Below are 24,811 nucleotides of genomic sequence, written 5' to 3' on the forward strand. Positions count from 1 at the left end.
AAGCGGATCCGCCGTGCGGCGGCTCCGGGCCATCGAGGTGCGGCACACCCAGGATAGCCCGGCGCTCTTCACGTGGATCTTCCGTCCCTCACCCACACAGGAGAGCAGTCGTCATGAACACCCGTGCGCCCGCAGTGGAGGCGCGCCGGCTCGTCAAGACCTACCCCGGTGACGTCACCGCCCTGAGCGGCATGGACGTCACCGTGGCACCGGGCACCGTCTTCGGACTCCTCGGCCCCAACGGCGCAGGCAAGTCCACCACCGTCAAGATCCTCACCACCCTGGCCCGCCCCGACTCCGGCACCGCGACCGTCGCCGGTCACGACGTGCTGCGCCACCCCGACCGGGTACGCCGCGCGATCGGCGTGGTCGCCCAGCAGTCCGGCGCCGACCCGGTCGCGACCGGCCGGGAGAACCTCCAACTCCAGGGCCGCCTCTACGGATTGACCGGCAGCGCACTGAACCACCGGGTGGCGGAACTGCTGGAGCGGTTCAGCCTCGCCGACGCCGCCCGCCGCCCGGTCAAGGGCTACTCGGGCGGCATGCGGCGCCGCCTGGACGTCGCCCTCGGGCTGGTCCACCGGCCCGAGGTGCTCTTCCTGGACGAGCCGACCACCGGCCTCGACCCGGAGGCGCGCACCGCGATGTGGGAGGAGATCGGCCGGCTGGCCGGCGAGGAGGGTCTGACCATCCTGCTCACGACGCACTACCTGGAGGAGGCCGACCGGCTCGCCGAGCGCATCGCGATCGTCGACCGCGGCCGGATCGTGGTCGAGGGCACCCCGGACGCCCTCAAGGGCGAACTGCGCGGCGACGCCGTCCACCTGGAGCTGGGCGAGCCGGTCGGCGAGACCGGCCGCACCCTGCTCACCGGCGCCCTGACCGCGCTGCCCGGGGTGCACGAGGCGCTGTGCGAGGGGCGCCGGATCAGCGTCCGCGCCGACGACGGGGCGGCCGCGGTGCCCGCCCTGCTCGCCGCGCTGGACCGGGCCGGGGTCACCGTCTCCTCGGCCACCGTCGCCCGGCCCTCGCTGGACGACGTCTATCTGCGCCACGCCGGCCGCCGGTACGCGGAGGCGGAGGCGGAGATGGCGGCCGTGCCCGCCGGAGGTGTGCGATGAGCGCGGCCCTCACCCAGACCTGGTACATGACCCAGCGTCAGCTGCGGGTGTTCGCACGGCAGCCCGCCTATGCGGTCATCACCCTGATCCAGCCGGTGATCTGGCTGTTCCTGTTCGGCAGCCTGTTCAAGAAGGTCGTCGAACTGGGCGGCTTCGGCACCACCTCGTACCTGGACTACCTGGTGCCGGGCGTGGTGGTGATGAGCGCCCTCGGCTCCAACATGTGGGCCGGCATGGGCACCCTGGAGGAGATCCAGCGCGGCACCCTGGACCGGTTCCTGACCACCCCGGTCAGCCGGGCCGCGCTGATGAACGGCAACGTCGTCAACAACGGTCTGGTCACGGCGTTCCAGTCGGTGGTCATCGTGCTACTCGGCCTGCTGGGCGGCGCGGACTACCCCGGCGGCGCCGGCGGCATCGCGATCCTGGTCCTCGCCTCCGTCCTGCTCGGCACGGTCTTCGGGGCCCTGTCCAACGCGCTCGGCATGCTCGTGCGTGAACGGGAGTCGATCATCGGCATCAACACCTTCCTGCTGCTGCCGCTGACCTTCCTCTCCAGCGCCTTCATGGCACCCTCCCAGATGCCCGGCTGGATGCGGCACATCGCCGACTTCAACCCGCTCAACTGGGCCATGGTGGCGGGCCGTTCGGCGATGTCCGAGCATCCCGACTGGGGTGGCGTCCTCACGCGCGGCGGCGCGCTGCTCGCGCTGGCGGTCGCCGCGGTGTGGCTGTCGATCCGCACCTTCCGCTCCTACCAGCGGTCGGTGTGAACGCGCACGCGGCAGCCGGTGTGATGATGTAGGACATGCCGCCCTACGACCTCGCGAACCGGCTCGTCGTCGGTGTCGCCTCCAGCGCCCTGTTCGACCTGCGGGAGTCGGACGCGGTCTTCCGCGAGCAGGGCGAGGAGGCCTACCGGGCCTACCAGGAGGAGAACGTGGACAACACGCTCCGGCCCGGGGTCGCGTTCGCGTTCATCCGCAGGCTGCTGTCGCTGAACGACCTCGGCGAGCCGGGAGACCCGCTCGTCGAGGTCATCATCCTCTCCCGCAACGACCCGGACACGGGCCTGAGGGTCATGCGGTCGATCGCGGCCCATGAACTGCCGGTCACCCGGGCGGTGTTCATGCAGGGCAGGGCGCCGTACGCGTTCATGACCGCGCTGAACATGTCGCTGTTCCTGTCCGCGAACGGCGACGACGTGCGCGAGGCGGTCGCGGCCGGCCTGCCGGCCGGGCATGTGCTCGGATCGTCGTACGCGGACGACCCGGACGACCGGGAACTGCGGATCGCGTTCGACTTCGACGGGGTGCTCGCCAGTGACGCCGCCGAGCAGGTCTACCAGTCCGGCGGTCTGGAGGAGTTCCGCGCGCACGAGACCCGGAACGCCGCGACCCCGCACGACCCGGGACCGCTGCGGGACTTCCTCGCCGGGGTGAACCGGATACAGCGCCGGGAGGAGGAGCGGCGCAGGACCGACCCGGACCATCCGAGCCGGGTGCACGTCTCCATCGTGACCGCGCGCGCCGCACCGGCCCACGAGCGGGCCGTACGGAGCCTGAAGCAGTGGGGCGTGACGGTCAACGGCGCCTTCTTCCTCGGAGGCATCGAGAAGGGCGCCGTCATGAAGGTGCTCAGGCCCCACATCTTCTTCGACGACCAGGTGACACACCTGCAGAGCACGTCCCGGACCACGCCGAGCGTGCACATCCCGTTCGGCAGGATCAACGAGACCTGAGCGGGAGGCGCTCTCAGGCGGCCGCCGCGCCGCTCTCCTGCTCGGCCTCGATACGGGCGTTCCACTCCCGCTTGGAGGCCTGCCAGCCGTCCTCGTTGTGGCCCAGCCGCCAGTAGCCGGAGATCGACAGGTCCTCGCGCGGGATGTCCCGCTCGACCCGCAGCAGCCGGCGCAGCTCCTTCACGAAGCCCGCCTCGCCGTGCACGAACGCCTGCACCCGGCCCTCGGGGAACTGAAACGCGCGTACGGCCTCCAGCAGTGCCTCGCCGACCGGCCGGTCCCCGCGGTGCAGCCAGACGACCTCCACCTCGGAGTCGATCTTCTGCTCCTCGCCGGGGCCGGACACCTCCACGAAGGCATGGGCGCGGGCGCCGGCGGGCAGTGCCTCCAGGGACCGGGCGATCGCGGGCAGCGCGCTCTCGTCACCGGCGAGCAGATGCCAGTCGGCCGCGGGGTCGGGGGCGTAGGCGCCACCCGGGCCCATGAAGCGCACGGTCTCACCGGGCTGCACCCGGGTGGCCCACGGGCCCGCCAGGCCCTCGTCGCCGTGCACGACGAAGTCCAGGGTCAGCTCGCGCTGTTCGGCGTGCCAGGCGCGCACGGTGTAGGTCCGGGTCACCGGCCACTGCTCCCGCGGGAACTGCGCGCGGATCCGCTCCAGGTCGAAGGGTTCCGGGTAGGTCACGCCCTCGGGGCCGAAGAGCAGCTTCACATAGTGGTCCGTGCAGGTGTCCGCCGCGAAGTCGGCCAGGCCCTCGCCGCAGAGCACCACGCGCTGCATGTGCGGGGTCAGCCGCTCGGTGCGGACCACATGGGCGGTGCGGGTCTTGCGCGGCTTTCGCACCGGACGCTCTGCCATCACGACCTCCAGCAAGATGGTTAGGTTTACCTAACTTAGCATCCCGCTCTGCGGTCGATCCTTTCTCGAACACCGGCGGAGGGCCCTTTGCCGGAATATTCCGGTCAAGGGGTCACGCCGGTCCCTCGGCGAGCGTGGTCAGCAGCCGCTGCAGGGAGCCGCCGAGCCCCCATCGCACGGCCAGTTGCTCCAGGGCCGCCGGGTCCCGCGGGGCGCGCGGCAGCGCCGTGTTGACGTCCGGCAGCGGAACGTCGTCCGCCACCCGCACCACCTTCGGCGCCACCGCGAGGTACGGGGCGGCCTCGGTGAGCCGCTTGCGCTGCGACGGCGTGAGCCTGGCCCGCGGGTCGTCGACCGCCGCCAGGATCCCGGCCAGGTCGCCGAACTCGGCGAGCAGCTTGGCGGCCGTCTTCTCGCCGATCCCGGCCACGCCCGGCAGGCCGTCGCTCGGGTCGCCGCGCAGCAGCGCCAGATCCGCGTACCCCCGCCCGTCGACCCCGTACTTCTCGCGCAGCACCGCCTCGTCGGTCAGCTGCAGCGTGCCGACGCCCTTCAGCGGATAGAGCACCCGGATGCCGCGTGCGTCGTCCACCAGCTGGTACAGATCTCGGTCGCCGGTGACGATGTCCACCGGGCCCTCGGCGCGCGCGGTGAACGTGCCGATCACGTCGTCCGCCTCGTACCCCGCGACGCCGACCCGGGCGATGCCGAGCGCGTCCAGCACGTCCTCGATGACCGGCACCTGCGGGGAGAGGGTCTCCGGCACCTCCTCCTCGTCCGGCGCGCCCTCGTGTTCCTCGGCGACCCGGTGCGCCTTGTAGGTGGGGATGAGGTCCACCCGCCACTGCGGCCGCCAGTCGGCGTCCATACAGGCCACCAGCTGCTGCGGCCGGTGGTCCCGGACCAGCCGGTCGATGAAGTCCAGCAGCCCGCGCACGGCGTTCACGGGCGTGCCGTCCGGTGCCTTCACGGAGTCCGGGACGCCGAAGTAGGCGCGGAAGTACAGCGATGCGGTGTCGAGGAGCATGAGTCGTCCGGTCACGCTCGCATCATGCCGCACCGCACCGACAGTCACCCGGTCAGCGACAGCAGCCACCTCCAGCGGGGTCGCTCCGTGACGAGCGCCGCGCCGGCCAGCAGGGTCACCGGCACGGCGGCCCAGGCCGGCCACAGCCACCACGCTGAGGCCACCGCGGCCGCGAGCTGCAGGAGCACGAACGCGATGGTGACCCAGCCCGGGACGGGCAGGACCACCTTGTTCTTGTCGCCCGGAGTGGAGAAGAGTGCCGGCAGGCCGATGAGCACCACCGGAGCCAGCACGGCCAGCGGCCAGGAGTACCCGGCCAGGGCCCAGGGCGTGGCCACCCACGCGACGAGCTCCGTGGCGAAACGGAACGCGGACGGGACTCGGTCGTCGGGTCGTTCCACAGGTTGCCCCCCTCAACTGCGGTAGGCGCGCATCGTAGACCCCGCCTGTGAGGTGAGCCACTTAAAAGTTTGACCATGTCGATCCCGGGGAGGCGCGGCCTCTGGCATGTCCCCGAGACGAGAGGTACGCGTGCAACCCAGGCTTGAGGCCGAGCACCTGTTCAAGGTGTTCGGCAGACGACCGGACCGAGCGGTGGAACGCCTGCGGCAGGGCGCGGACCGGAAGGAGCTGCGCGCCGACGGCACCACCGCCGCCGTGATCGACGCCTCCTTCCGCGTCGGGGCGGGCGAGATCTTCGTCGTCATGGGCCTGTCGGGCTCCGGCAAGTCCACCCTGCTGCGCATGCTCAACGGCCTGCTGGAGCCGACCGCGGGCAGCGTCCGCTTCGACGGCCAGGACCTGACCGCGCTCAGCGCCCGCGCACTGCGCGAGCTGCGCTCGAAGAAGATCAGCATGGTCTTCCAGCACTTCGCGCTGTTCCCGCACCGCAGCGTCCGCGACAACGCCGCCTACGGCCTGGAAGTGCAGGGCGTGCCCCGCGCCGAGCGCGAGCGCCGCGCCGACGAGGCGCTCGCCCTGTGCGGACTGGCCGGCTGGGAGAAGTCCTGGCCCGACGAACTCTCCGGCGGCATGCAGCAGCGCGTCGGCCTCGCCCGCGCCCTCGCCACCGACGCCGACCTGCTGCTGATGGACGAGTCCTTCAGCGCCCTGGACCCGCTGATCCGCCGCGACATGCAGGACCAGCTGCTCGAACTGCAGCAGACCCTGAAGAAGACCATCGTCTTCATCACCCACGACCTCAACGAGGCCATGCGGCTCGGCGACCGCATCGCCGTGATGCGCGACGGCCGCATCGTGCAGACCGGCACCGCCGAGGACATCCTGCTGCGCCCCGCCAACGACTACGTCGCCTCCTTCATCCAGGACGTCGACCGCTCCCGCGTGCTGACGGCGGGCGCCCTCATGGACACCTCGGTCACGGCCGACGCACCCCTGTGCGGCTGCGAGACCGCGAGGCGCGAGACGCCGTTCGCCGAACTGTGCGCGATCAGCGCCCGGTTGTCGCACCGCGTCAGCGTGGTGGACGAGGCGAACAAGGTCATCGGGGTCGTCCCGAGGCAGCGGCTGGTCGGCTTTCTCGGTGACGAGACGGCCGGTCCCGCGCCCTGCGACCGCCCGGAGGGGAAGGTGATCGGCCGTGCCTAGGATCCACCTCGGCGACTGGGTCGACTCCGGCGTCAACTGGCTGGTCGACCACCTCTCCTGGCTCTTCGACGCCGTCAAGGCCGTCATGGAGGGCATGTACAACGGCATCGACGCCGTGCTCGGCGCGCCCCAGCCGCTGCTCATGGCCGGCATCCTCGCCGTCATCGCCTGGTGGCTGCGCGGCCTCACCGCCGGCGTCCTCGCCTTCGCCGGATTCGCCCTGGTCGACTCGCTCGCCCTGTGGGACCAGGCCATGTCCACGCTCGCCCTGGTCCTGGTGGCGACCGTGATCGCGCTGGTGATCTCCCTCCCGCTGGGCATCTGGGCGGCCCGCTCCAAGGCGGTCAGCGCGGCCGTACGGCCCGTCCTGGACCTGCTCCAGACCATGCCGTCGATGGTCCTGCTGATCCCGGCCATGCTGTTCTTCGGCCTGGGCACCGCCGCGGGCGTCGTCGCCACCCTGATCTTCGCGCTCGCCCCGGGCGTCCGCATGACCGAGCTCGGCATCCGCCAGGTCGACGCCGAACTGGTCGAGGCCGCCGAGGCGTTCGGCACCGCCCCGCGCGACATCCTGTGGCGCGTCCAGCTGCCGCTCGCCCTGCCGACCATCATGGCCGGCGTCAACCAGGTGATCATGCTGGGCCTGTCCATGGTCGTCATCGCCGGCATGGTCGGCACCGGCGGCCTCGGCGGCGCCGTCAACGAGGCCATCGGCCAGCTCGACATCGGCTACGGCTTCGAGGCGGGCGTCGGCATCGTCGTCCTCGCCATCTACCTGGACCGCATCACCGGCGCCCTCGGCACCGAGCTCTCCCCGCTGGGCCGCAGGGCCGCCGCGAAGACCCGCACGCGCGCGTGGTCGTACCGGCCGCGCCCGGCGGTCGCGGTCGTCGGCGTGGTCGTCCTCGCACTCGTCGCGGGCGGCATGGGCGTCTTCGGCTCGCCCGCCGGCAGCTCCTCCGAGGCCTCCGGCACCGACGTCGGCAAGGGCAAGGAGATCAGGATCGGCTACATCCCCTGGGACGAGGGCATCGCCTCGACCTTCCTCTGGAAGGAACTGCTGGAGGAGCGCGGCTTCAAGGTCACCACCACCCAGTACGCCGCCGGCCCCCTCTACACCGGCCTCGCCACCGGCCAGCTCGACTTCGAGACCGACTCCTGGCTGCCCACCACCCACGCCGAGTACTGGAAGAAGTACGGCAGGCAGCTCGACGACCTCGGCAAGTGGTACGGCCCGACCTCCCTGGAGCTGACCGTCCCGTCCTATGTGAAGGACGTGAACTCCCTGGCGGACCTGAAGGCCCACGCCGCCGAGTTCGGCGGGAAGATCGTCGGCATCGAGCCCAGCGCCGGCGAGATGGGCCTGCTCAAGAGCAAGGTCCTCAGGGAGTACGGCCTCGACGGCACGTACCAGGTGATCGACGGCTCCACCCCGGCCATGCTCGCCGAGCTCAAGCGCGCCTACGCCAGGAAGCAGCCGGTCGTCGTCACCCTGTGGTCCCCGCACTGGGCCTACAGCGACTACGACCTGAAGAAGCTCAAGGACCCCCAGGGTGCCTGGGGCGGCGGAGACGGCGTGCACACCCTGGCCCGCAAGGGCTTCGCCCAGGACAACCCGCAGGTGGGCCGCTGGCTGAAGGACTTCTCCATGACCGAGCAGCAGCTCACCGGACTGGAGGCGCGGATCCAGCAGGCCGGCAAGGGCAAGGAGCAGGACGCCGTCCGCGGCTGGCTGCGCGAGCACCCCGGCCTGGTCGACAAGTGGGCCCCGGTCGCCAGGAAGGACGCGAGGAGCCAGGCCACCGGATGAGCCGGAGCATGGCGGCCGAGTGCGCCGGGAGCCTGGCGGCCGGGTGACCTGACGACTGGCCCGGACCGCCACCCGAGGGGCGGGCGGCGCCGGATGCGACAAAGCGTCCGGCGCGGCCCGCCCCTCGCGGTATCTTCGAGTTCTCCAGGCGCACTTCACCGGTACGGCAAGGATCCGGCCAATCACGTCGGGTGACGAACCTTGGCCCCGGCCTGGTTTCCCGCCCCTGCTGGTCGGCATATGCACCCTGGCCCGAACCCGCCCACGACCAGCCGGAGGCCCGTCACGCTGGCGCGAACCATGAGGGTGGGGTCTCGGCAGCATGTCGGGTATGTGACTGCGGCGTGAAACGGTTTGCCGAACATGCGTAGGGTGCAGAGAAGTCATCAGAAGAGGTGTGCCCCGAGCCGGGCACCCGTACAGGGGCACGACGAGCCAGGGAGGGAGCCGGAGCGATGGGCGACCACAAAGAACAGCCCGTGCGGGTCGGCGCGGCCGTCCGGCGGCGCCGCCGTGCCCTGGAGCTGACCCTCGCCGTCGTGGCCGAGCGCAGCGGTCTGTCGGTGCCCTTCCTCAGCCAGGTCGAGAACGACCGGGCCCGCCCCAGCCGCACCTCACTGGAGAAGCTGGCCGACGCCCTGCGCACCACGGCCGTCGAACTCCTCGCCGCCGCCGACCCGGCGGCCAGCGTGGACGTCGTCCGCGCCGACCCGGCCACCGAGGGCGACCTCGCGCCCCGGACCCGCTCCCTGGTGCGCGGCCACCACCAGCTGCACGCCTCCGAGTTCACCGGCGACCACGACGCCGGCCGGGAGTTCCAGCACCGCAACGACGAGCTGATGTACGTCGCCGACGGCGCGGTGGAGATCGAGGCGGAGGGGCGTGCGTACCGCCTCGGGCGCGGCGACACCCTGTATCTGACGGGCGGGGTGCGGCACCGGTGGCGGGCAACGGTGCCGGACACGCGGGTGATCGTGGTGGCCGTGGCGGAGCACATCGAGGCCGTTCAGGACCGGTCCCGTTAGTGCGGGTCGTCTCCCTGGTCCCCTCCCTCACCGAGGCCGTGGCCGTCACCCTGCCCGGAGTCCTCGTCGGCGTCACCGACTGGTGCACCCACCCGGCCGGCCTCGACGCCATCCGGGTCGGTGGGACGAAGAACCCCAAGCTCGACCGCATCCTCGCCCTCGCCCCCGATCTTGTGATCGCCAACGAGGAGGAGAACCGCGCCCCGGACCTGGACACCCTGCGCGCGGCGGGCCTGGAGGTGCTGGTCACCGAGGTGCGCAGCGTGCCGCAGGCCTTCGCCGAGCTGGCGCGGGTGCTCGGCGCGTGCGGTGCGCCGGGGCGGCCCCGCTGGCTTCAGGAGGCGCGGGCGGCCTGGGACGCGCTGCCGGAGCCGGCCGAGCGCAGGATGGCGGTCGTACCGGTCTGGCGGCGGCCCTGGATGGTCCTCGGCCGGGACACGTTCGCCGGTGACGTCCTGGCCCGGCTCGGCGTCGACCACGTGTACGCCGCGCACCCCGACCGCTACCCCCGCGTCCCCCTGGACGAACTGCGGGCGGCGGCCCCGGACCTGGTGGTGCTGCCCGACGAGCCCTACCGCTTCGCCGCCGACGACGGCCCGGAGGCCTTCCCCGGCCTGCCCTGCGCCCTGGTCAGCGGGCGGCACCTGACCTGGTACGGCCCGTCGCTGGCCGAGGCGCCCCGGGTGCTGTCCGAGGCGCTGCGAGCAGCTCACCGCTGAGCAGACCGCGTACGGTGCCGGTGGCGGCCGCCGCCCAGGCGGCGGCGAGCAGGGCGTACAGCGCGACGGCCAGCGCGTCGTAGGCCGCCAGACCGGTGTGCCGGGCCAGCGCCATGGCGCCGGTGACACACGTGCCCACCGGGAAGGTGAACGCCCACCAGCTCAGCGCGAATCCCATCCCCTGCCGGCGGGCCCGCACCACGTGCGCGAGGGCCAGCGCCAGCCACAGCAGCGCGAACCCCATGACCGGCACCCCGTACAGGACGGAGAACACATCGAGGCCACGGCCGTACGGCGCCGGTACCACCCCCGGGGCCGCGTCCGCGATCTTGCCGACCGCCGTGGTGGACTGCCCGAGCGGGCCCAGGACCAGGAACAGGGTCGGGGTGAGCGCGAGCGGCAGCGGGCCCGAGACGAGCCGGGCGAAGACCAGCGGCAGCATCAGCAGCGTCGCCAGCAGGCTCAGGCCGAACAGGGCGAGGCAGGCCAGCAGCAGGGTCTCGCGAGGCTGCCCGGCCGGCAGATGCGGCACCAGCAGCGGGCCGAGCGCGGCCGAGACCATCGGCGCGACCAGCGGCAGCAGCCAGGCGGGGATCGCCTGCGCGGGCTCGACGCGATGCCGTACGGCCATCAGGTACGGCACGGTCACGGCGGCCGCGAGCCCGACCGCCGTGCCCGCGGTGAACAGTACGGCGTCCAGGGCGACGGCCGTTTGTGCGCCGACCATGTCCTTCCCCGCCGTCATCGCACCGCCGCCGACCGCCAGCAGGGCCATCGACAGGCAGCCGTAGAAGGGAGCCATGGCCGGGTCCAGCAGATCCGCGCGGGCCCGGTCGCGGTGATGGGCCCAGTGCAGGACCCGGGCCGCGAGCAGGGTCACCAGCAGGAGCAGGGACACCGCCCAGGCGCCGGCGAAGACATCGCGCAGAGCCGCCGCGTGTGCGGGCAGCGCGACGCCGGCCGAGCCGAGGACGGCGGTGCCCATGACGGCGGCGTACCAGTTGGGGCCCAGGTGGCGGACCCGGGCGGCGCGGGCGGCGGAAGCGGTGGGCAAGGGCTGGGCTGCGGTGACCATGTCCCCACGGTCCTGCCACTGGCCGGGCCTGACCAGGGAGTTCCCTTCTATCAGGGCATAAGCTGTCCTTATGAGTGAGGTGGAGGGGCAGCGAGAGCGCACGGGACCGGACCGCATGGAACCAGAGCGCCCGGCGTCGCTGGCGCACCGGGTGCCCGACCTGGCGGCGCTGGAGCTGCTGCTGGCGGTGGCGCGGCTGGGCAGTCTCGGCGCGGCGGCGCGCGAGGTCGGCATCACCCAGCCCGCCGCCAGCAGCCGGATCCGTTCCATGGAGCGGCAACTGGGGGTGGCCCTCGTCGACCGCTCGCCCCGCGGCTCCCGGCTCACGGACGCGGGCGCCCTGGTGACGGACTGGGCCCGCCGGGTGGTCGAGGCGGCGGCGGCCTTCGACGCGGGTGCGCGGGCGCTGCGGGACCGGCGGGACTCGCGCCTCAGGGTCGCGGCGAGCATGACCATCGCCGAGTACCTGCTCCCGGGCTGGCTCCTCGCGCTGCACGCCGAGCGGCCCGACACGGCGGTGTCCCTGCTCGCCGGCAACTCGGCGAAGGTCGCGGAACTGTTGCTGGCCGGGGAGGCGGACCTCGGGTTCGTGGAGGGTCTGTCGGTCCCGACGGGTCTGGACTCCGCAGTCATCGCCCACGACCGCCTGATCGTCGTCACCGCGCCCGGCCACCCCTGGGCCCGCCGCCGGCGCCCCGTGACGGCGCAGGAGCTGGCGAGCACCCCGCTGATCCTGCGCGAGCGCGGCTCCGGCACCCGGCAGGTCCTGGACGCGGCGCTCGGCGGGCTCGCCCGACCCCTGATCGAGCTGTCCTCCACCACGGCGGTCAAGGCATCCGCCGTCAGCGGCGCGGGCCCCTCGGTCCTCAGCGAACTGGCGGTGGGGGAGGAGCTGGCGATGCGGCGCCTGGTCAGCATCCCGGTGGAGGGCGTGTCGCTCCGCCGGGACCTGCGCGCGGTCTGGCCGACGGGCCACCGCCCGACGGGGCCGGCGCGGGAACTGCTGTCGCTGACGCGGGGGTGACGGGGCCGCGGCTCGGCTGTGGCTGCGAGCGCCCCGAAGGGGCGCGGGGAACTGCGCGACCAGCCCACCACGCACCCGCACTCGGCAACCGGCTCGCAGCCGGGCGGCGCTGCACCGCCAACACCCGCACCCGCCCCCGGCAACCCCCGCAAAAACCCTTGGCCCAGCCGCGCAGCGACCCGGCACCATGCTGCGCATGACTCTCACCGCCCCGCCCGCCGCAGGCGTCCGCGCCCCCTGGGAAGACCTCCCGGCCGCCGTTCGTGACGCCGTCGGCGAGGTGCTCGGGGCGCCGGTCGTACGGTCCGAGACACAGCGCGGCGGCTTCTCGCCCGGCGTGGCGGCGCGGGTGCGCACCGCGGCGGGCGGCACCGGGTTCGTCAAGGCGGTGAGCGGCGAGGCCAATCCGCACAGCCCCGGCCTGCACCGCCGGGAGGCCCGGATCGCCGCCGCGCTACCGGCCGCCGTACCCGCGCCCCGGCTGCTCGGGACGTACGACGACGGCACCTGGGTGGCGCTGGTCTTCGAGGAGGTGGCCGGGCGCCAGCCGCACGTGCCCTGGCGGCCGGCCGAGCTGCGCCGGGTGCTCGACGCCGTGACCGTGCTCGGCCGCACCGGCACGCCGTGCCCCATCGACGTCCCGCCCGTCGCCGAGGAGCTGGCCGACACCTTCGACGGCTGGCACCGGCTGCTCGCCGGCGAGGCCGGGGACGTGCGCGACCGGCTCGGCGCCTGGACCGCCGGCCATCTGGCCGACCTCGCCGCGCTGGAAGCCGGCTGGGCCGAGGGCGCCTCGGGCGACACCCTGACCCATGCCGACCTGCGCGCGGACAATGTGCTGCTCACGGCCGACGGAGGCGTCACCTTCGTGGACTGGCCGCACGCGATGTGTGCCGCGCCCTGGTTCGACCTGCTCGTCATGCTGCCGTGCGTGCGGGCGCAGGGCGGGCCCGATCCGGAGGAGGTCTTCACCGTGCACCCCCACGGCCGGGACGCCGACCCGGACGCCGTGACCGCCGCGCTGGCCGGTCTCACCGGCTACTTCCTGCGCAGCTCCCTGAACCCGGCACCCCCGGGCCTGCCCACCCTGCGCCCCTTCCAGCGCGCCCAGGGCGACGCGGCTCTGGAATGGCTCAGGAAGCGGCTGTGACCAGCGCCCGCATCACCCGCAGGTCCTCGCCCATCTCGGGGTGCCACTGCACGCCCAGCACCCAGCCCCGGTCCGCGGGCAGTTCGACCGCCTCCACCGTGCCGTCCGCCGCGTGGGCCGACGGCACCAGTCCCGCGCCGAGCCGGTCCACCGCCTGGTGGTGGTAGGTGGGCACGGTGGTCTCCTCCGGGACGATCCCGGCGTACAGGCTCCCCGGAACCGGCTTGACCGGGTGGCCGCCGAACACGCCGACGACCTCAGCGTGCCCTTCCAGGTGCTGGACCAGCGTCCCGCCGAGCGCCACGTTCAGCAGCTGCATGCCCCGGCAGATGCCCAGCACCGGCGTTCCGGCGTCCAACGCGGCCTCGATGAGGGCCAGTTCCCAGGCGTCGCGGGCCAGGGCGGGCGGACCGGTACGGGGCTCGCGCTCGGCGCCGTACCGGGCCGGGTCCACGTCCGGGCCGCCGGCGATCACCAGCCCGTCCAGCCGGGCCACCGTCTCCGCGGCGCGCTCCGGCGCGTCCGGCGGCAGCATCGCGGCCAGCCCGCCGGCCCGCTGCACCAGCCGTGGATAGCCGGCCGGCAGCAGCGCGGCGTCCAGCTCCCACACGCCCCAGCGCGCGCCGGACTCCAGATAGGTGCTGATCCCGATCAGCGGTCGTACGGTCATGCCGCCCTCCACGGAAGCCAAAGGTTCACTCCTATACCTTTCCAGAGTCGCCTCACGCCAGGAAGCCCCGCAGCAGCGCCGCCGTGCCCCCGCAGTGCTCGCGCATCATCTCCCGCGCGCCGTCCGCGTCCCCGTCCAGCACCGCCTCCACCAGCGCGGTGTGCTGGCGCTGGGAGTGCTCCAGGTTGCGCACCAGCAGCGGGATGCAGTCGAGCAGGTCGTTCACCGTGGCCCGCACCGCCGCGTACTGCGCGGTCAGGGACGGGGATCCGCACAGCTCGGCGAGGGTCAGGTGGAGCAGGGTGTCCAGGCGCCGGTAGTCCGTCAGCGGGGCGTCCTGCGTGCGGGCCAGCGCCTCGCGCAGCCGGTCCGCCTGCTCGTCGGTCAGCCCGTGCGCCGCGCACAGCCCGGCCGCGCCCACCTCCAGCACCTCGCGGAACCGCAGCACGTCCTCGATGTCGACCTCGGCGATCCGCCGCCGCAGCTCGTCCTCGCCGCCCGCGTCCGTGCGCGGCAGCACGAACGTTCCGCCGTAGCGCCCGCGCCGCGCCTCCACCAGACCCTGGTCCTGCAGCACCTTCAGTACCTCGCGCAGCGTCACCCGGCTGATCCCGAGCCGCTCCGCCAGCTCCCGCTCGGCCGGCAGCCGCTCGCCGCCCGGCACCAGGCCGAGCCGCACGACCTGGAGGATCTGCTCCAGCGCCTCCTCGAAGCCGTTGCCCGCCCGCACCGGCCGCAGCACCGGAGCGAGCCGGTCACCCACCCCCTGAGCGTCACTCTCCCAGGACATCCGGCCGTACCCCCTTCCCAAGCAATGGTTCTGAGCAATACCTTATGGCTCCCGGCCCGGCCGAAAAAGCGCGAAGGCGCCGAAGGAGGCTCTCCCGTGGCAGACCGCACACCCCCGCTCAGCGTCGAGGAACTGCACGCCCTCGTCGCGAGCGGTGAGATCGACACTGTCGTCCTGGCGTTCCCCGATATGCAAGGGCGGCTGCAGGGCAAGCGGTTCGCCGCCCGGTTCTTCCTCGACGAGGTCCTGCACCACGGCACCGAGGGGTGCAACTACCTCCTCGCCGTCGACACCGAGATGAACACCGTCGACGGCTACGCGATGTCCTCCTGGGAGCGGGGCTACGGCGACTTCGCCATGCGCCCCGACCTCGCCACCCTGCGCCGCATCCCCTGGCACCCCGGCACCGCCCTGCTCGTCGCCGACCTCGCCTGGAACGACGGCTCCCCGGTCGTCGCCGCGCCCCGCCAGATCCTGCGCAAGCAACTGGAGCGGCTCGCCGAGCTCGGCTACACCGCCCAGGTCGGCACCGAGCTGGAGTTCATCGTCTTCAAGGACAGCTACGAGGAGGCGTGGGACGCGGGCTACCGGGCGCTCACGCCCGCCAACCAGTACAACATCGACTACTCCATCCTCGGCACCGGCCGCATCGAGCCCCTGCTGCGCCGGCTGCGCAACGACATGGCCGGCGCGGGCCTGACCGTCGAGTCCGCCAAGGGCGAGTGCAACCCCGGCCAGCACGAGATCGCCTTCCGCTACGACGAGGCCCTGGTCACCTGCGACCAGCACGCGCTGTACAAGACCGGCGCCAAGGAGATCGCCGCCCAGGAAGGCGTCTCGATCACCTTCATGGCCAAGTACAACGAGCGCGAGGGCAACTCCTGCCACATCCACCTCTCGCTCGCCGACGCCGACGGAAGCAACGCGATGGCCGACGGCGACGGAATGTCCGACGTCATGCGGCACTTCCTCGCCGGTCAGCTCGCCGCCCTGCGCGACTTCTCGCTCCTGTACGCCCCGAACATCAACTCCTACAAGCGGTTCCAGCCCGGTTCCTTCGCGCCGACCGCTGTCGCCTGGGGCCACGACAACCGCACCTGCGCCCTGCGCGTGGTCGGCCACGGCCGCTCCCTGCGCTTCGAGAACCGCCTCCCCGGCGGCGACGTCAACCCCTACCTCGCCGTGGCGGGGCTGGTCGCCGCCGGCCTGTACGGCATCGAGCAGAAGCTCGAACTCCCCGAGCCCTGCCCGGGAAACGCCTACACCGCCGACTTCGCGCACGTCCCGACCACCCTCCGTGAAGCCGCCGAACTCTGGGAGAACAGCCCGATCGCCAAGGCCGCCTTCGGCGACGAGGTCGTGGCCCACTACCGCAACATGGCGCGCGTCGAACTGGAGGCCTTCGACGCCGCGGTCACCGACTGGGAGCTGCGCCGCTCCTTCGAACGCCTGTGAAAGGTCAATTCGTGTCCGAATCAGACGAGTTGAAGGTCCTCAACCCCGCCACGGAAGAGGTCCTCGCCACCGTCCCCGCCGCGAGCGAGGAGGACGTGGCCGCCGCCGTCGTACGGGCCGTACGCGCCCAGCAGAAGTGGGCCGCCCTCGCCCCCGCCGACCGGGCCCGGCTGCTGCGCCGCTTCGCGGACGTGGTCGACGCGCACCTCGAGGAACTCGCCCAGCTGGAGGTCCGCGAGGCCGGGCACACCGTCGGCAATGCCCGCTGGGAGGCCGGCAACGCCCGTGACCTGCTGCTGTACTCGGCCGGCGGCGCCGAACGCCTCCTCGGCCAGCAGATCCCGGTACCTGGCGGCTGGAACGTCACCTTCCTCGAACCCCTCGGGGTCGTCGGCGTGATCGCTCCCTGGAACTTCCCGATGCCGATCGCCGCCTGGGGCTCCTTCCCGGCGCTCGCGGCAGGCAACGCGGTCGTCCTCAAGCCCGCCGAGACCACCCCGCTCACCGCACTCCGCCTCGCCGAACTCGCCCTGGAGGCGGGCCTGCCCGAGCACGTCTTCCAGGTGCTGCCCGGCCACGGCCGCACCGCCGGACGCGCCCTGGTGGACCACCCGGACGTCGCCAAGATCGTGTTCACCGGCTCCACCCGCACCGGCCGCGAGGTCATGGAGCGCTGCGCGCGGCTCGTCAAGCCGGTCACCCTCGAACTCGGCGGCAAGAGCCCCAACATCGTCTTCGCCGACGCCGACCTCACCGCCGCCCTCGACCCCTTCTCCTTCCTGGACAACTCCGGCCAGGACTGCTGCGCCCGCACCCGCATCCTGGTGCAGGAGCCGGTACTGGAGGAGGCCCGCGCGTTCCTCGCCGACGCCCTGGCCTCCGTGGTCGTGGGCGATCCGGCCGACGAGAAGACCCAGATGGGGCCGCTGATCTCCCGTCAGCAGCTCGACCGCGTACGGTCGTACGTCCCCGAGGACGCCCCCGCCCTGCGTGGCAGCGCCCCCGACGGCCCCGGCTTCTGGTTCCCGCCGACGGTCCTGACGGGGGAGCGGCCGGACAGCCGGGCGGCCCGCGAGGAGATCTTCGGACCGGTCGCCGTCCTGCTCCCCTTCACCGACGAGGAGGATGCGATCCGCCTCGCGGGTGACACCCCCTACGGCCTCTCCGGCTCCCTGTGGACCCGGGACCTCGGCCGCGCCCTGCGCGTCTCCCAGGCCGTCCGCGCGGGCAACCTGTCCGTCAACTCCCACTCCAGCGTCCGCTACTGGACCCCGTTCGGCGGCTACAAGCAGTCCGGCCTCGGCCGCGAGCTGGGCCCCGACGCCCTGACCGCCTTCACCGAAACCAAGAACGTCTTCATCAGCAACGTCTCCCCCAGCACGGAGGGCCCCGCACAGTGACCGACAACAGTGTTTGCCGCCGCCTGGTCGGCCGTACCGCCGTCGTGACCGGAGCCGGCAGCGGCATCGGACTCGCCACCGCCCGCCGGCTCGCCTCCGAAGGCGCCCACGTAGTCTGCGCGGACGTCGACGAGGCCCGCGGCAAGGCCGTCGCCGACGAGGTCGGCGGGCTCTTCGTGAAGGTCGACGTCACCGACCCCGAGCAGGTCGAGGCGCTGTTCAGGACGGCGTACGACACCTACGGCAGCGTCGACGTCGCCTTCAACAACGCCGGCATCTCCCCGCCCGACGACGACTCCATCCTGGAGACCGGACTGGAGGCCTGGAAGCGCGTCCAGGAGGTCAACCTCACCTCCGTCTACCTGTGCTGCAAGGCCGCGATTCCCTACATGCGGCGCCAGGGCAAGGGCTCCATCATCAACACCGCGTCCTTCGTGGCTCGGATGGGCGCGGCGACGAGCCAGATCTCGTACACGGCCTCCAAGGGCGGCGTCCTCGCCATGTCCCGGGAACTGGGCGTGCAGTTCGCCCGGGAGGGCATCCGCGTCAACGCGCTCTGCCCGGGGCCGGTCAACACCCCGCTGCTGCAGGAGCTGTTCGCCAAGGACCCCGAGCGGGCCGCCCGCCGGCTCGTCCACATCCCGGTCGGGCGGTTCGCCGAGGCCGAGGAGATCGCCGCCGCCGTCGCCTTCCTGGCCAGCGACGACTCCTCCTTCGTCAACGCCACCGACTTCCTGGTGGACGGCGGAATCGCGGGCGCGTACGTCACACCGCTGTAGGGAGTCTCAGAGGAACGTGTGTCCCTCGCCCCGGTAGGTGGGCACGGTCGCGGTGACCGTGTCCCCCTCGATCAGGTGGAGGGCGTCGAACCGCTCGCACAGCTCGCCCGCCTTGGCGTGCCGGAACCACACCTTGTCGCCGATGAGGAGGTCGTCGGCGGGCGAGCCGAGCAGCGGGGTCTGCACCTCGCCGGGGCCCTCCTGGGGGTCGTACGCCAGGCCCTGAGGCAGGTACGGCACCGGCAGCCGGTCGGGGCCGGCGGCGCCGGAGGCCGGATAGCCGCCGCCGAGCACGGTGACGACCCCGACCCCCGGCCGCCGTACCACGGGCTGGGCGAACAGAGCCGCCGGACGGCCGGTGAACGACGTGTAGTTGTCGAAGAGCCGGGGCACGTACAGGCCCGAACCGGCCGCTATCTCGGTCACTGCGTCCTCGGCGGCGGTGTGCTGCACACTGCCCGTGCCGCCGCCGTTGACGAACTCCAGATCGGGTACGACGGCCCGTACCGCGCGCACCACCGCGGCCCGCCGCTCGGCCAGTTCCCGGCGCGCGGCCGCCTGCATCAGCCGGATCGCCCGGGAGCGCAGCGGCCGCCCGGCCACCGCGTCCCCGACACCCGCGATGTGCCCCTCGTACGCCATGATCCCCACCAGCCGGAAGCCGGGCCGCCGGGCCACCGACCGGGCCAGCTCGGCGAGTTGGGCGGGGGAGTGCAGGGGGCTGCGCCGCGCCCCGACCCGGACCCGGCCGCCGAGCAGCTTCAGCGAGGTGTCCAACTCCAGGCAGACACGCACGACTTCGCGCCCGCCGTCGCGGGCGGCGTCGATGAGGTCGAGGTGCGCCGGATCGTCCACCATCACGGTCACCGCACCGGCGAGCTTGGGATCGGCGGCCAGCTCCGCGAAGGCGGCCCGGTCGGCGGACGGATAGGCCAGCAGGACGTCGTCGAACCCGGAGCGGGCGAGCCACAGCGACTCGGCCAGGGTGAACGACATGATCCCCTGGAAACCGTCCTTTGCCAGGACGCGCTCCAGCAGGGACCGGCAGCGCACGGACTTGCTGGCGACCCGGACCGGCTTGCCGGCGGCACGGCGGACGAGATCGGCCGCGTTGGCGTCGAAGGCATCCAGGTCCACGATCGCGAGAGGGGCGTCGAGATGGGCGGTGGCCCGGTCGTAACGGGCCCGGTCGGCGGCGCGCGCAGTCATGACGGAAGCCTGCCAGACAGGATTACCGCAGGGTAGGGGGACGTTCCGGGCAGATGCCCCGGCGCTGCGGACTGGTTCTGTCCCTGCCCCGGACAACCCGTAGAGTGACGCGCACGTACGGCGGAACCTGCCCGGCCGCTTCACCTGAACCGGGATGCCGGTCCGGCCGTACGGGTATGCGTGCCCGGACGGAGCTTCCGCACCGGGCGCGGCCGAGCAGCGCAGCGGCCCGCGTACGTGAGGACGGCCCGGGCACGAGGAAACGGGGGGTGCATGACCACGGAAGCGCGCCACGCTCCCATCCCGCCCCGCCCGTCCACCCCGCCCCACGACCCCGACGACGAGCCGTCGGTCTTCACACCGCCCGCCGGCCGCGTGTCCAACCGGGGTACGGCGGGCGAGGCGGGAGCCTCCCCCGAGACAGCCGCGAGCGAGGGACGTGCGCCGACCGGAGGGCCCGCCGGTGGAGGCGAGCCTTCCGGTGCGCCGATCGCGCCCGGGGGACGTACGCCGGCTCGGGATTGCGCCGCCGGCGGCGGGTCTTCGAGCGGCCCGGCCACGGTCGAGGGCATCGGCCGTGGGGGCGCGCCTTCGGCCGGTGCTGTCGTGAGCGGAGCCTTCCCGGAGAAGGGCTCGCCTTCTGCCACGGCGTCCGGGGGCGACGCCTCGAACTCGATCGGTCGGTCGGCGGGCGGTGGCTCGGGTTTCGGTGAGGCCGGCGGGCGTGATGGTCAGGCTTCCCGTGCCGGGCAGGGGGCTCGGCCCGGCGCGCCGCGCCCTGAGGTACCCGCCGCCGGCGCACCCGTGAGCCTGCCTCCGCCGCCGGCCTCGGCCCGGTTCCCCGACGCGCCGCCGAGCACGGGGCGTGAGACGCACCGCCCGACACGCGAGTCCCGGCGGCCGGGAGCCCCGGTGGAAACCCCCTCGGAGACGACGGCTCGGCTGCGCCCGGTCAGCACGTCGGAGACGACGGCTCCGCCCCGTCCGGTCACCGCGCCGGAGGCGACCGCCCCGGCTCGTCCGGTCAGCGCGCCGGAGACCACTGCCCGGCTGCACCCGGTTGCCGGCGAACCTGGCGCGTCCGGTCGGCCGGGCGGTGAGTGGCGTACCGTCTCTGCGGCCCCGTCCGCGGTGTCCGCCCCGCGCCCGGTTACGGGTGCCTGGAGTCCCATGGCCCCGGCGTACCCCGTCGGCCCGCCGCAGGGCGGCGCCGCCGTGCCGGACCCCGCGCTGTCCTGGGGCGCCATGGCGGCCGCGCGGCCCGTGACGGGTGGCGGGGAGCCGTGGGCGCTCGGTGGGCGGATCCGGTACCGGGTGGGCCCCCGCACCGCCGCCGCTGCCGCCTGTCTCGTGCTCGGTCTCGGTCTCATCGGCGGTGCCGTGACCGGGAGTTGGCTCACCGACGACGGCGGGGACGGCGTCTCCGGCGACCACTTCGCCACCGCCGGAGCGCTCTGGCACAACGCGCCCGTCGACCAGCTGTTCCCGCCCACCGTCCAGGGACCGGGCGCCGGTCCCGGCGGCGCCGACCGCACCTGGACCAGGATCGCCGTGGCCCCGGACACCGGCTGTGCGCACGCCTTCGACCCGCTGCTGTCCAAGGTGCTCGCCCCGGTCGGCTGCCAGCGGCTCCTGCGCGCCACCTACACCGACGCCACCCAGAGCTACGTCACCACCGTCGGCCTGCTGTTCACCAACGCCGACCCCGCCGCCATGTCCGCGCTCGCCCACCTCTTCCGCACCGAGCGCCTGGACCGGCGTGCCGACCTCATGCCCCGGCCCTACGCGGCCAAGGGCACCGCGGCGGCCGGCTTCGGTGACCAGCAGCGCGCGTCCTGGACCGTCTCCGTCCTCACCGACGCCCCCGTCGTCGCCTACGCCGTCTCCGGCTGGGCCGACGGCCGCAGTGTCGATGTGCCGCAGCCCGCCGCCGACGCCGTCAGCGCCGGTGCCACCACCGCACCGGCCCAGGCCGGACTCGGCAACGAGGCCCAGGGCCTGGCCGACGGCATCGAACGGCGCCTGCGCCAGAGCATCGGCACGGCCACGGAGAAACCTTCATGAGGCGATCGAGGCAGCCGATACGCGGCCGCCACCGAGTAGAACCCGCCGGCGCGGCGCTGAGTCTGCTGCTCGCCGGTGCTCTCACCCTGGCACCGGCCGCCACGGCCCACGCCGACGGCATCCGTGCCCAGCAGTGGGGCCTGGCCGCGCTGCACCTGGACGAGGCCTGGCGGACCACCAAGGGCCGCGGCGTCACCGTCGCCGTCCTGGACACCGGCGTCGAGGCCGACCACCCGGACCTCGCCGGAAACGTCCTGCCCGCCAAGGACATGATCGGCTTCGGCGCCCACCAGGGAGACCGCGACTGGGCCCGGCACGGCACCGCCATGGCGGGCATCATCGCCGGGCACGGCCACGGCCCGGGCGACAGCGCCGGTGTCATGGGCGTCGCTCCGGAGGCGAAGATCCTGCCCGTGCGGGTGATCCTGGAGGACGACGACCCCGCCCGCACCCAGGCCCGCACCAGCCGTGGCGACGCCCTCGCCGAGGGCATCCGCTGGGCCGCCGACCACGGCGCCGACGTCATCAACCTCTCCCTCGGCGACGACTCGAACTCCGCGCACCCCGAGCCCAGCGAGGACGAGGCCGTGCAGTACGCCCTGAACAAGGGCGTGGTGGTCGTCGCCTCCGCGGGCAACGGCGGGGACAAGGGCGACCATGTCTCCTACCCGGCCGCCTACCCCGGCGTCATCGCCGCGACCGCCGTCGACCGCTACGGCACCCGCGCCTCCTTCTCCACCCGCCGCTGGTACGCGGCGGTCAGCGCGCCCGGCGTCGACGTGGTCATCGCCGACCCCGACCACAAGTACTACGAGGGCTGGGGCACCTCGGCCGCCTCCGCCTTCGTCTCCGGCGCCGCGGCCCTGGTCAAGGCGGCCCACCCCGAGCTGCGCCCGGCCCAGATCAAGAAACTCCTGGAGGACACCGCGCGGGACGCCCCGGTCGGCGGCCGGGACGACTCCCGCGGCTTCGGCATGATCGACCCGGCGGCGGCGCTGCGGGCGGCGGAGCGGCTCAGCCCGCAGCGCCTGCGCGCGGCGTCGTACGGGAAGAAGTACTTCGGTGGCGGTCCGGACGCCCCCACGGACACGTCCTCGACCGCCGACTGGGCGGGCCCCCTGGCCGGCAGCACCGGAGGGGTCCTGCTGGTGGCCGGCGTGGTGCTGTGGCGAGGCCGCAGGCAGCGGGCCTGAGGGGGCGCCTGGAGCCGGATCACCCACCGGCGAACGCCGACACCGCCGCCCTCGCCGCCGCCTCGACCAGCTCGATGCCCTTCGCCTGTGTCTGAGTGCCCTTCGACAGCACCGCCACCAGACAGTGGGTGCCGTGCACCGTCACCCGCCCGATGCTGTTCACGTCCCACAGTCCCGTCGTACTGCGCGGCAGCCAACCGTTCTTCAGCGCCCAGGAGTTGCCCTCCGCGGCGGCCGACACCCCCCACTGCTGGTCCGCCTCGACCGATCTCATCAGCCCCTGCACATAGGTCCGGGAGGCCGCGCTCAGCCGGGAATCCTCCCCGAACACCTGCTGGAGCAGGACGAGTTGGTCGGCGGCCGTGGTCTGCGTCAGCCCCCACAGCTCGCCCTCGCCGCCGGAGGTCGAGGTCAGTCCGAAGCGCTTGTTCGCCGCGTCCAGACCCTCGGCCCGCCCGATGGTGTGCCACAGCGCCGTCGCCGACGCGTTGTCGCTGTTCTCGATCATCTTCGTGGCGTACGCCTTCTCGGCCGCCGTCAGGTGCCGGCCCGCGTCCTGTGCCTGGAGCAGCAGCGTGGCCAGGATGTCGACCTTCACGATGCTCGCCGTGTCGAACGCCGCGTCCCCGTACACGGCGCTCTCCCCGGAGTCCACCGCCAGCACCGCCGCCGACACCTGCGCGCCCGACGGCACCTCCACCGCCGTCATCGCCCTGCCCAGCAGCGCCGTCCGGTCCACCGCCGGCTCCGTCACGGGTTCCACCGAGGCCTCCTCGCCCGCCCCGGCCGAGGAAGAGGCCGAGGGCGTCGCCGCCGACGATACGGCCGCGGTCCCCGAGTGCGCCCGCGCCCTCCCCTACACCGTGCCCCGGCCGCCCGCAGGCTCCTTGTGGGGGCCCGGTAGGAGCTGCTCACACCCTGGATTAGGGTCGGTGACCGTGGCGAACATGAACATTCCCGACCCCGGCTTCTCCGACGACGACGGCTCCGCCGACCCCCGGCTGAGCGCCGCGCTCGCCGCCTGGGCCGAGGACAGGAGCGCCCTCGAGCCCGTCCTCGAGGCGCTCAAGGGGGCCCGCCTGCTGGTCCCGGTCGTCGCCGTGCTCGGCGAGATCGAGGAGGACGACAGGGGGCTGCGCCGCGAGAAGACCAGCGACATGGCCGTACCCACCCTGAAGGCCGGCCACCGCACCGCCCTGCCCGCCTTCACCTCCACCGACTCGCTCGCCCGCTGGGACCCCGCGGCCCGCCCGGTCGCCGTACCCCTGCACCAGGCGCTGCAGGCCGCCGCGCACGAGAAGGCCGACACGGTCGTGCTGGATCTCGCCGGACCGGTGCCCTTCGAACTGACCGGCCCGGCGCTGCTCGCGCTCGCCGAGGGTCGCACCAGCGCCGATCCGCTCGCCGACCCGGCCGTGACCGAGGCGGTGCGTACGGCCGTGGCGGCGGAGCCCGCCGTGCTGCGCGCCCACCTCGGGCCCGGGCGGTCCGACGGCACCCTCGCCCTGGTCCTCGACCCGGCCGCGGCGCCCGCCGAGGCCGCCCGCGCGGTCGCCGAGCGGCTCGCCGCCGACGAAACACTGAGGGCCCGCCTGGTGCGCGGCCTCGACCTGGCACTGCTGCCGGCCGGGACCACGCCTCCGGGCGAGCCCCTGTACGTGAAGGAGTAGGTCAGCTGTAGACGGGACCGGTGTACTTCTCGCCCGGCCCCTGGCCCGGCTCGTCCGGGACGACCGACGCCTCGCGGAACGCCAGCTGCAGCGACTTCAGACCGTCGCGCAGCGGCGCCGCGTGGAAGGAGCTGATCTCGGTCGCGCTCGCGTCCAGCAGGCCGGCGAGCGCGGTGATCAGCTTGCGGGCCTCGTCCAGGTCCTTGTACTTCTCGCCCTCCTCGCTCAGCCCGAGCTTCACGGCGGCGGCGCTCATCAGGTTGACGGCGACCGTCACGATCACCTCGACGGCGGGGACCTCGGCGATGTCCCGGGTCATCGCGTCGAAGTCGGGGTTCTCAGGAGGGGTCTCACTCATGCCCCACACCATAAGCGGTGCGAGAAAGAGCGCCGGGAGAGCCCCGGGAGAGCCCGGGGAGCCC

The 24,811-nt window shown here is 73.3% G+C and carries 24 protein-coding genes; 15 read left to right on the forward strand and 9 right to left on the reverse strand.

What is annotated here, in order from left to right; genetic code table 11:
- Positions 1 to 113: 113 nt before the first annotated feature.
- The 3 genes from ACWC2T_RS06020 to ACWC2T_RS06030 are packed head-to-tail and all read left to right on the forward strand — an operon-like array spanning position 114 to position 2,862.
- Positions 114 to 1,121, forward strand: a complete 1,008-nt coding sequence (locus ACWC2T_RS06020; RefSeq protein WP_450669241.1) for an ATP-binding cassette domain-containing protein — start codon at positions 114 to 116, stop codon at positions 1,119 to 1,121.
- On the forward strand, positions 1,118 to 1,894 hold the full coding sequence (locus tag ACWC2T_RS06025) for an ABC transporter permease (RefSeq protein WP_450669242.1): 777 nt from the start codon (positions 1,118 to 1,120) through the stop codon (positions 1,892 to 1,894). Before ACWC2T_RS06020 ends, ACWC2T_RS06025 begins: the two co-directional genes overlap by 4 nt.
- A 35-nt stretch (positions 1,895 to 1,929) precedes the next feature.
- On the forward strand, positions 1,930 to 2,862 hold the full coding sequence (locus tag ACWC2T_RS06030) for a 5'-nucleotidase (RefSeq protein WP_450669243.1): 933 nt from the start codon (positions 1,930 to 1,932) through the stop codon (positions 2,860 to 2,862).
- Positions 2,863 to 2,875: 13 nt separating this feature from the next.
- On the opposite strand, the gene ACWC2T_RS06035 is transcribed toward ACWC2T_RS06030, so the two are convergent.
- The 3 genes from ACWC2T_RS06035 to ACWC2T_RS06045 form a co-directional block, all read right to left on the reverse strand.
- A complete protein-coding gene (locus ACWC2T_RS06035; RefSeq protein ID WP_450669244.1) occupies positions 2,876 to 3,721 on the reverse strand; it encodes a siderophore-interacting protein in 846 nt (281 codons plus the stop codon).
- A 112-nt stretch (positions 3,722 to 3,833) separates the two neighbouring features.
- On the reverse strand, positions 3,834 to 4,763 hold the full coding sequence (locus tag ACWC2T_RS06040) for a 5'-3' exonuclease (protein ID WP_450669245.1): 930 nt from the start codon (positions 4,761 to 4,763) through the stop codon (positions 3,834 to 3,836).
- Between the two features lie 29 nt (positions 4,764 to 4,792).
- Positions 4,793 to 5,149 carry a hypothetical protein gene (locus ACWC2T_RS06045; RefSeq protein WP_450669246.1) on the reverse strand — a complete coding sequence of 119 codons (357 nt, stop codon included), beginning with the start codon at positions 5,147 to 5,149 and terminating at the stop codon, positions 4,793 to 4,795.
- Between the two features lie 106 nt (positions 5,150 to 5,255).
- Here ACWC2T_RS06045 and ACWC2T_RS06050 point away from each other — a divergent pair, with 106 nt between their 5' ends.
- The 4 genes from ACWC2T_RS06050 to ACWC2T_RS06065 all read left to right on the forward strand — a co-directional run bounded on the left by ACWC2T_RS06050 (position 5,256) and on the right by ACWC2T_RS06065 (position 9,910).
- On the forward strand, positions 5,256 to 6,356 hold the full coding sequence (locus ACWC2T_RS06050) for a quaternary amine ABC transporter ATP-binding protein (RefSeq protein ID WP_450669247.1): 1,101 nt from the start codon (positions 5,256 to 5,258) through the stop codon (positions 6,354 to 6,356).
- Positions 6,349 to 8,166, forward strand: a complete 1,818-nt coding sequence (locus tag ACWC2T_RS06055; RefSeq protein ID WP_450669248.1) for an ABC transporter permease/substrate binding protein — start codon at positions 6,349 to 6,351, stop codon at positions 8,164 to 8,166. The genes ACWC2T_RS06050 and ACWC2T_RS06055 overlap by 8 nt, the downstream gene beginning before the upstream one ends.
- A 455-nt stretch (positions 8,167 to 8,621) precedes the next feature.
- Positions 8,622 to 9,191 (forward strand): helix-turn-helix domain-containing protein, encoded by a 570-nt coding sequence (locus tag ACWC2T_RS06060; RefSeq protein WP_450669249.1) that lies wholly within the window; start codon positions 8,622 to 8,624, stop codon positions 9,189 to 9,191.
- A complete protein-coding gene (locus tag ACWC2T_RS06065) occupies positions 9,191 to 9,910 on the forward strand; it encodes a helical backbone metal receptor (protein WP_450669250.1) in 720 nt (239 codons plus the stop codon). The genes ACWC2T_RS06060 and ACWC2T_RS06065 overlap by 1 nt, the downstream gene beginning before the upstream one ends.
- Here ACWC2T_RS06065 and ACWC2T_RS06070 read toward each other — a convergent pair.
- Positions 9,822 to 10,985: a TDT family transporter gene (locus ACWC2T_RS06070; RefSeq protein ID WP_450669251.1), complete on the reverse strand. Its 1,164-nt coding sequence runs from the start codon at positions 10,983 to 10,985 to the stop codon at positions 9,822 to 9,824. The two genes, ACWC2T_RS06065 and ACWC2T_RS06070, sit on opposite strands and share 89 nt — an antisense overlap.
- Positions 10,986 to 11,100: 115 nt before the next feature.
- Between ACWC2T_RS06070 and ACWC2T_RS06075 the strand changes: the two genes are divergently transcribed.
- A complete protein-coding gene (locus ACWC2T_RS06075) occupies positions 11,101 to 12,009 on the forward strand; it encodes a LysR family transcriptional regulator (protein WP_450669351.1) in 909 nt (302 codons plus the stop codon).
- Positions 12,010 to 12,205: 196 nt separating this feature from the next.
- Positions 12,206 to 13,159 carry a phosphotransferase family protein gene (locus tag ACWC2T_RS06080; RefSeq protein ID WP_450669252.1) on the forward strand — a complete coding sequence of 318 codons (954 nt, stop codon included), beginning with the start codon at positions 12,206 to 12,208 and terminating at the stop codon, positions 13,157 to 13,159.
- Here ACWC2T_RS06080 and ACWC2T_RS06085 read toward each other — a convergent pair.
- Positions 13,143 to 13,829 carry a gamma-glutamyl-gamma-aminobutyrate hydrolase family protein gene (locus ACWC2T_RS06085; RefSeq protein WP_450669253.1) on the reverse strand — a complete coding sequence of 229 codons (687 nt, stop codon included), beginning with the start codon at positions 13,827 to 13,829 and terminating at the stop codon, positions 13,143 to 13,145. The two genes, ACWC2T_RS06080 and ACWC2T_RS06085, sit on opposite strands and share 17 nt — an antisense overlap.
- 52 nt (positions 13,830 to 13,881) lie before the next feature.
- The gene (locus ACWC2T_RS06090; protein ID WP_450669254.1) at positions 13,882 to 14,619 is read right to left on the reverse strand and encodes a FadR/GntR family transcriptional regulator; all 738 of its coding nucleotides are present in this window, start codon (positions 14,617 to 14,619) and stop codon (positions 13,882 to 13,884) included.
- Between the two features lie 96 nt (positions 14,620 to 14,715).
- Here ACWC2T_RS06090 and ACWC2T_RS06095 point away from each other — a divergent pair, with 96 nt between their 5' ends.
- The 3 genes from ACWC2T_RS06095 to ACWC2T_RS06105 are packed head-to-tail and all read left to right on the forward strand — an operon-like array spanning position 14,716 to position 18,253.
- Complete coding sequence (locus ACWC2T_RS06095) at positions 14,716 to 16,074, forward strand: glutamine synthetase family protein (RefSeq protein WP_450669255.1); 1,359 nt, start codon at positions 14,716 to 14,718, stop codon at positions 16,072 to 16,074.
- An 11-nt stretch (positions 16,075 to 16,085) separates the two neighbouring features.
- Positions 16,086 to 17,474: an aldehyde dehydrogenase family protein gene (locus ACWC2T_RS06100; protein ID WP_450669256.1), complete on the forward strand. Its 1,389-nt coding sequence runs from the start codon at positions 16,086 to 16,088 to the stop codon at positions 17,472 to 17,474.
- Complete coding sequence (locus ACWC2T_RS06105; RefSeq protein WP_351206556.1) at positions 17,471 to 18,253, forward strand: 3-oxoacyl-ACP reductase; 783 nt, start codon at positions 17,471 to 17,473, stop codon at positions 18,251 to 18,253. Before ACWC2T_RS06100 ends, ACWC2T_RS06105 begins: the two co-directional genes overlap by 4 nt.
- Positions 18,254 to 18,259: 6 nt before the next feature.
- Here ACWC2T_RS06105 and ACWC2T_RS06110 read toward each other — a convergent pair whose 3' ends face one another.
- Positions 18,260 to 19,462 carry an amino acid deaminase/aldolase gene (locus ACWC2T_RS06110; RefSeq protein ID WP_450669257.1) on the reverse strand — a complete coding sequence of 401 codons (1,203 nt, stop codon included), beginning with the start codon at positions 19,460 to 19,462 and terminating at the stop codon, positions 18,260 to 18,262.
- Positions 19,463 to 20,632: 1,170 nt separating this feature from the next.
- On the opposite strand from ACWC2T_RS06110, the gene ACWC2T_RS06115 reads away from it, so the two are divergent.
- Together ACWC2T_RS06115 and mycP are read left to right on the forward strand one after the other, a co-directional pair.
- Complete coding sequence (locus ACWC2T_RS06115; RefSeq protein ID WP_450669258.1) at positions 20,633 to 21,526, forward strand: hypothetical protein; 894 nt, start codon at positions 20,633 to 20,635, stop codon at positions 21,524 to 21,526.
- Positions 21,523 to 22,719, forward strand: a complete 1,197-nt coding sequence (gene mycP, locus ACWC2T_RS06120; protein WP_450669259.1) for a type VII secretion-associated serine protease mycosin — start codon at positions 21,523 to 21,525, stop codon at positions 22,717 to 22,719. Before ACWC2T_RS06115 ends, mycP begins: the two co-directional genes overlap by 4 nt.
- 19 nt (positions 22,720 to 22,738) lie before the next feature.
- Here the strand turns inward: mycP and ACWC2T_RS06125 are convergent, their stop codons facing one another.
- Positions 22,739 to 23,428, reverse strand: a complete 690-nt coding sequence (locus ACWC2T_RS06125) for a serine hydrolase (protein ID WP_450669352.1) — start codon at positions 23,426 to 23,428, stop codon at positions 22,739 to 22,741.
- Positions 23,429 to 23,657: 229 nt separating this feature from the next.
- Between ACWC2T_RS06125 and ACWC2T_RS06130 the strand changes: the two genes are divergently transcribed.
- Positions 23,658 to 24,389, forward strand: coding sequence for an SseB family protein (locus tag ACWC2T_RS06130; RefSeq protein ID WP_450669260.1), 732 nt, complete (start codon positions 23,658 to 23,660; stop codon positions 24,387 to 24,389).
- Between the two features lies 1 nt (position 24,390).
- On the opposite strand, the gene ACWC2T_RS06135 is transcribed toward ACWC2T_RS06130, so the two are convergent.
- Complete coding sequence (locus tag ACWC2T_RS06135) at positions 24,391 to 24,747, reverse strand: DUF1844 domain-containing protein (protein ID WP_450669261.1); 357 nt, start codon at positions 24,745 to 24,747, stop codon at positions 24,391 to 24,393.
- Positions 24,748 to 24,811 lie beyond the last annotated feature (64 nt).

It is taken from the genome of Streptomyces sp. NPDC001393, from assembly GCF_053597455.1.

Bases quoted from the DNA above. Each gene is read 5' to 3' on its own strand.
- ACWC2T_RS06020 (WP_450669241.1), top strand. From the start codon at position 114: ATGAACACCCGTGCGCCCGCAGTGGAGGCGCGCCGGCTCGTCAAGACC.
- ACWC2T_RS06025 (WP_450669242.1), top strand. From the start codon at position 1,118: ATGAGCGCGGCCCTCACCCAGACCTGGTACATGACCCAGCGTCAGCTG.
- ACWC2T_RS06030 (WP_450669243.1), top strand. From the start codon at position 1,930: ATGCCGCCCTACGACCTCGCGAACCGGCTCGTCGTCGGTGTCGCCTCC.
- ACWC2T_RS06035 (WP_450669244.1), bottom strand. From the start codon at position 3,721: ATGGCAGAGCGTCCGGTGCGAAAGCCGCGCAAGACCCGCACCGCCCAT.
- ACWC2T_RS06050 (WP_450669247.1), top strand. From the start codon at position 5,256: ATGTCCCCGAGACGAGAGGTACGCGTGCAACCCAGGCTTGAGGCCGAG.
- ACWC2T_RS06060 (WP_450669249.1), top strand. From the start codon at position 8,622: ATGGGCGACCACAAAGAACAGCCCGTGCGGGTCGGCGCGGCCGTCCGG.
- ACWC2T_RS06070 (WP_450669251.1), bottom strand. From the start codon at position 10,985: ATGGTCACCGCAGCCCAGCCCTTGCCCACCGCTTCCGCCGCCCGCGCC.
- ACWC2T_RS06075 (WP_450669351.1), top strand. From the start codon at position 11,101: ATGGAACCAGAGCGCCCGGCGTCGCTGGCGCACCGGGTGCCCGACCTG.
- ACWC2T_RS06080 (WP_450669252.1), top strand. From the start codon at position 12,206: ATGACTCTCACCGCCCCGCCCGCCGCAGGCGTCCGCGCCCCCTGGGAA.
- ACWC2T_RS06085 (WP_450669253.1), bottom strand. From the start codon at position 13,829: ATGACCGTACGACCGCTGATCGGGATCAGCACCTATCTGGAGTCCGGC.
- ACWC2T_RS06090 (WP_450669254.1), bottom strand. From the start codon at position 14,619: ATGTCCTGGGAGAGTGACGCTCAGGGGGTGGGTGACCGGCTCGCTCCG.
- ACWC2T_RS06110 (WP_450669257.1), bottom strand. From the start codon at position 19,462: ATGACTGCGCGCGCCGCCGACCGGGCCCGTTACGACCGGGCCACCGCC.
- ACWC2T_RS06115 (WP_450669258.1), top strand. From the start codon at position 20,633: ATGGCCCCGGCGTACCCCGTCGGCCCGCCGCAGGGCGGCGCCGCCGTG.
- mycP (WP_450669259.1), top strand. From the start codon at position 21,523: ATGAGGCGATCGAGGCAGCCGATACGCGGCCGCCACCGAGTAGAACCC.
- ACWC2T_RS06125 (WP_450669352.1), bottom strand. From the start codon at position 23,428: ATGACGGCGGTGGAGGTGCCGTCGGGCGCGCAGGTGTCGGCGGCGGTG.
- ACWC2T_RS06135 (WP_450669261.1), bottom strand. From the start codon at position 24,747: ATGAGTGAGACCCCTCCTGAGAACCCCGACTTCGACGCGATGACCCGG.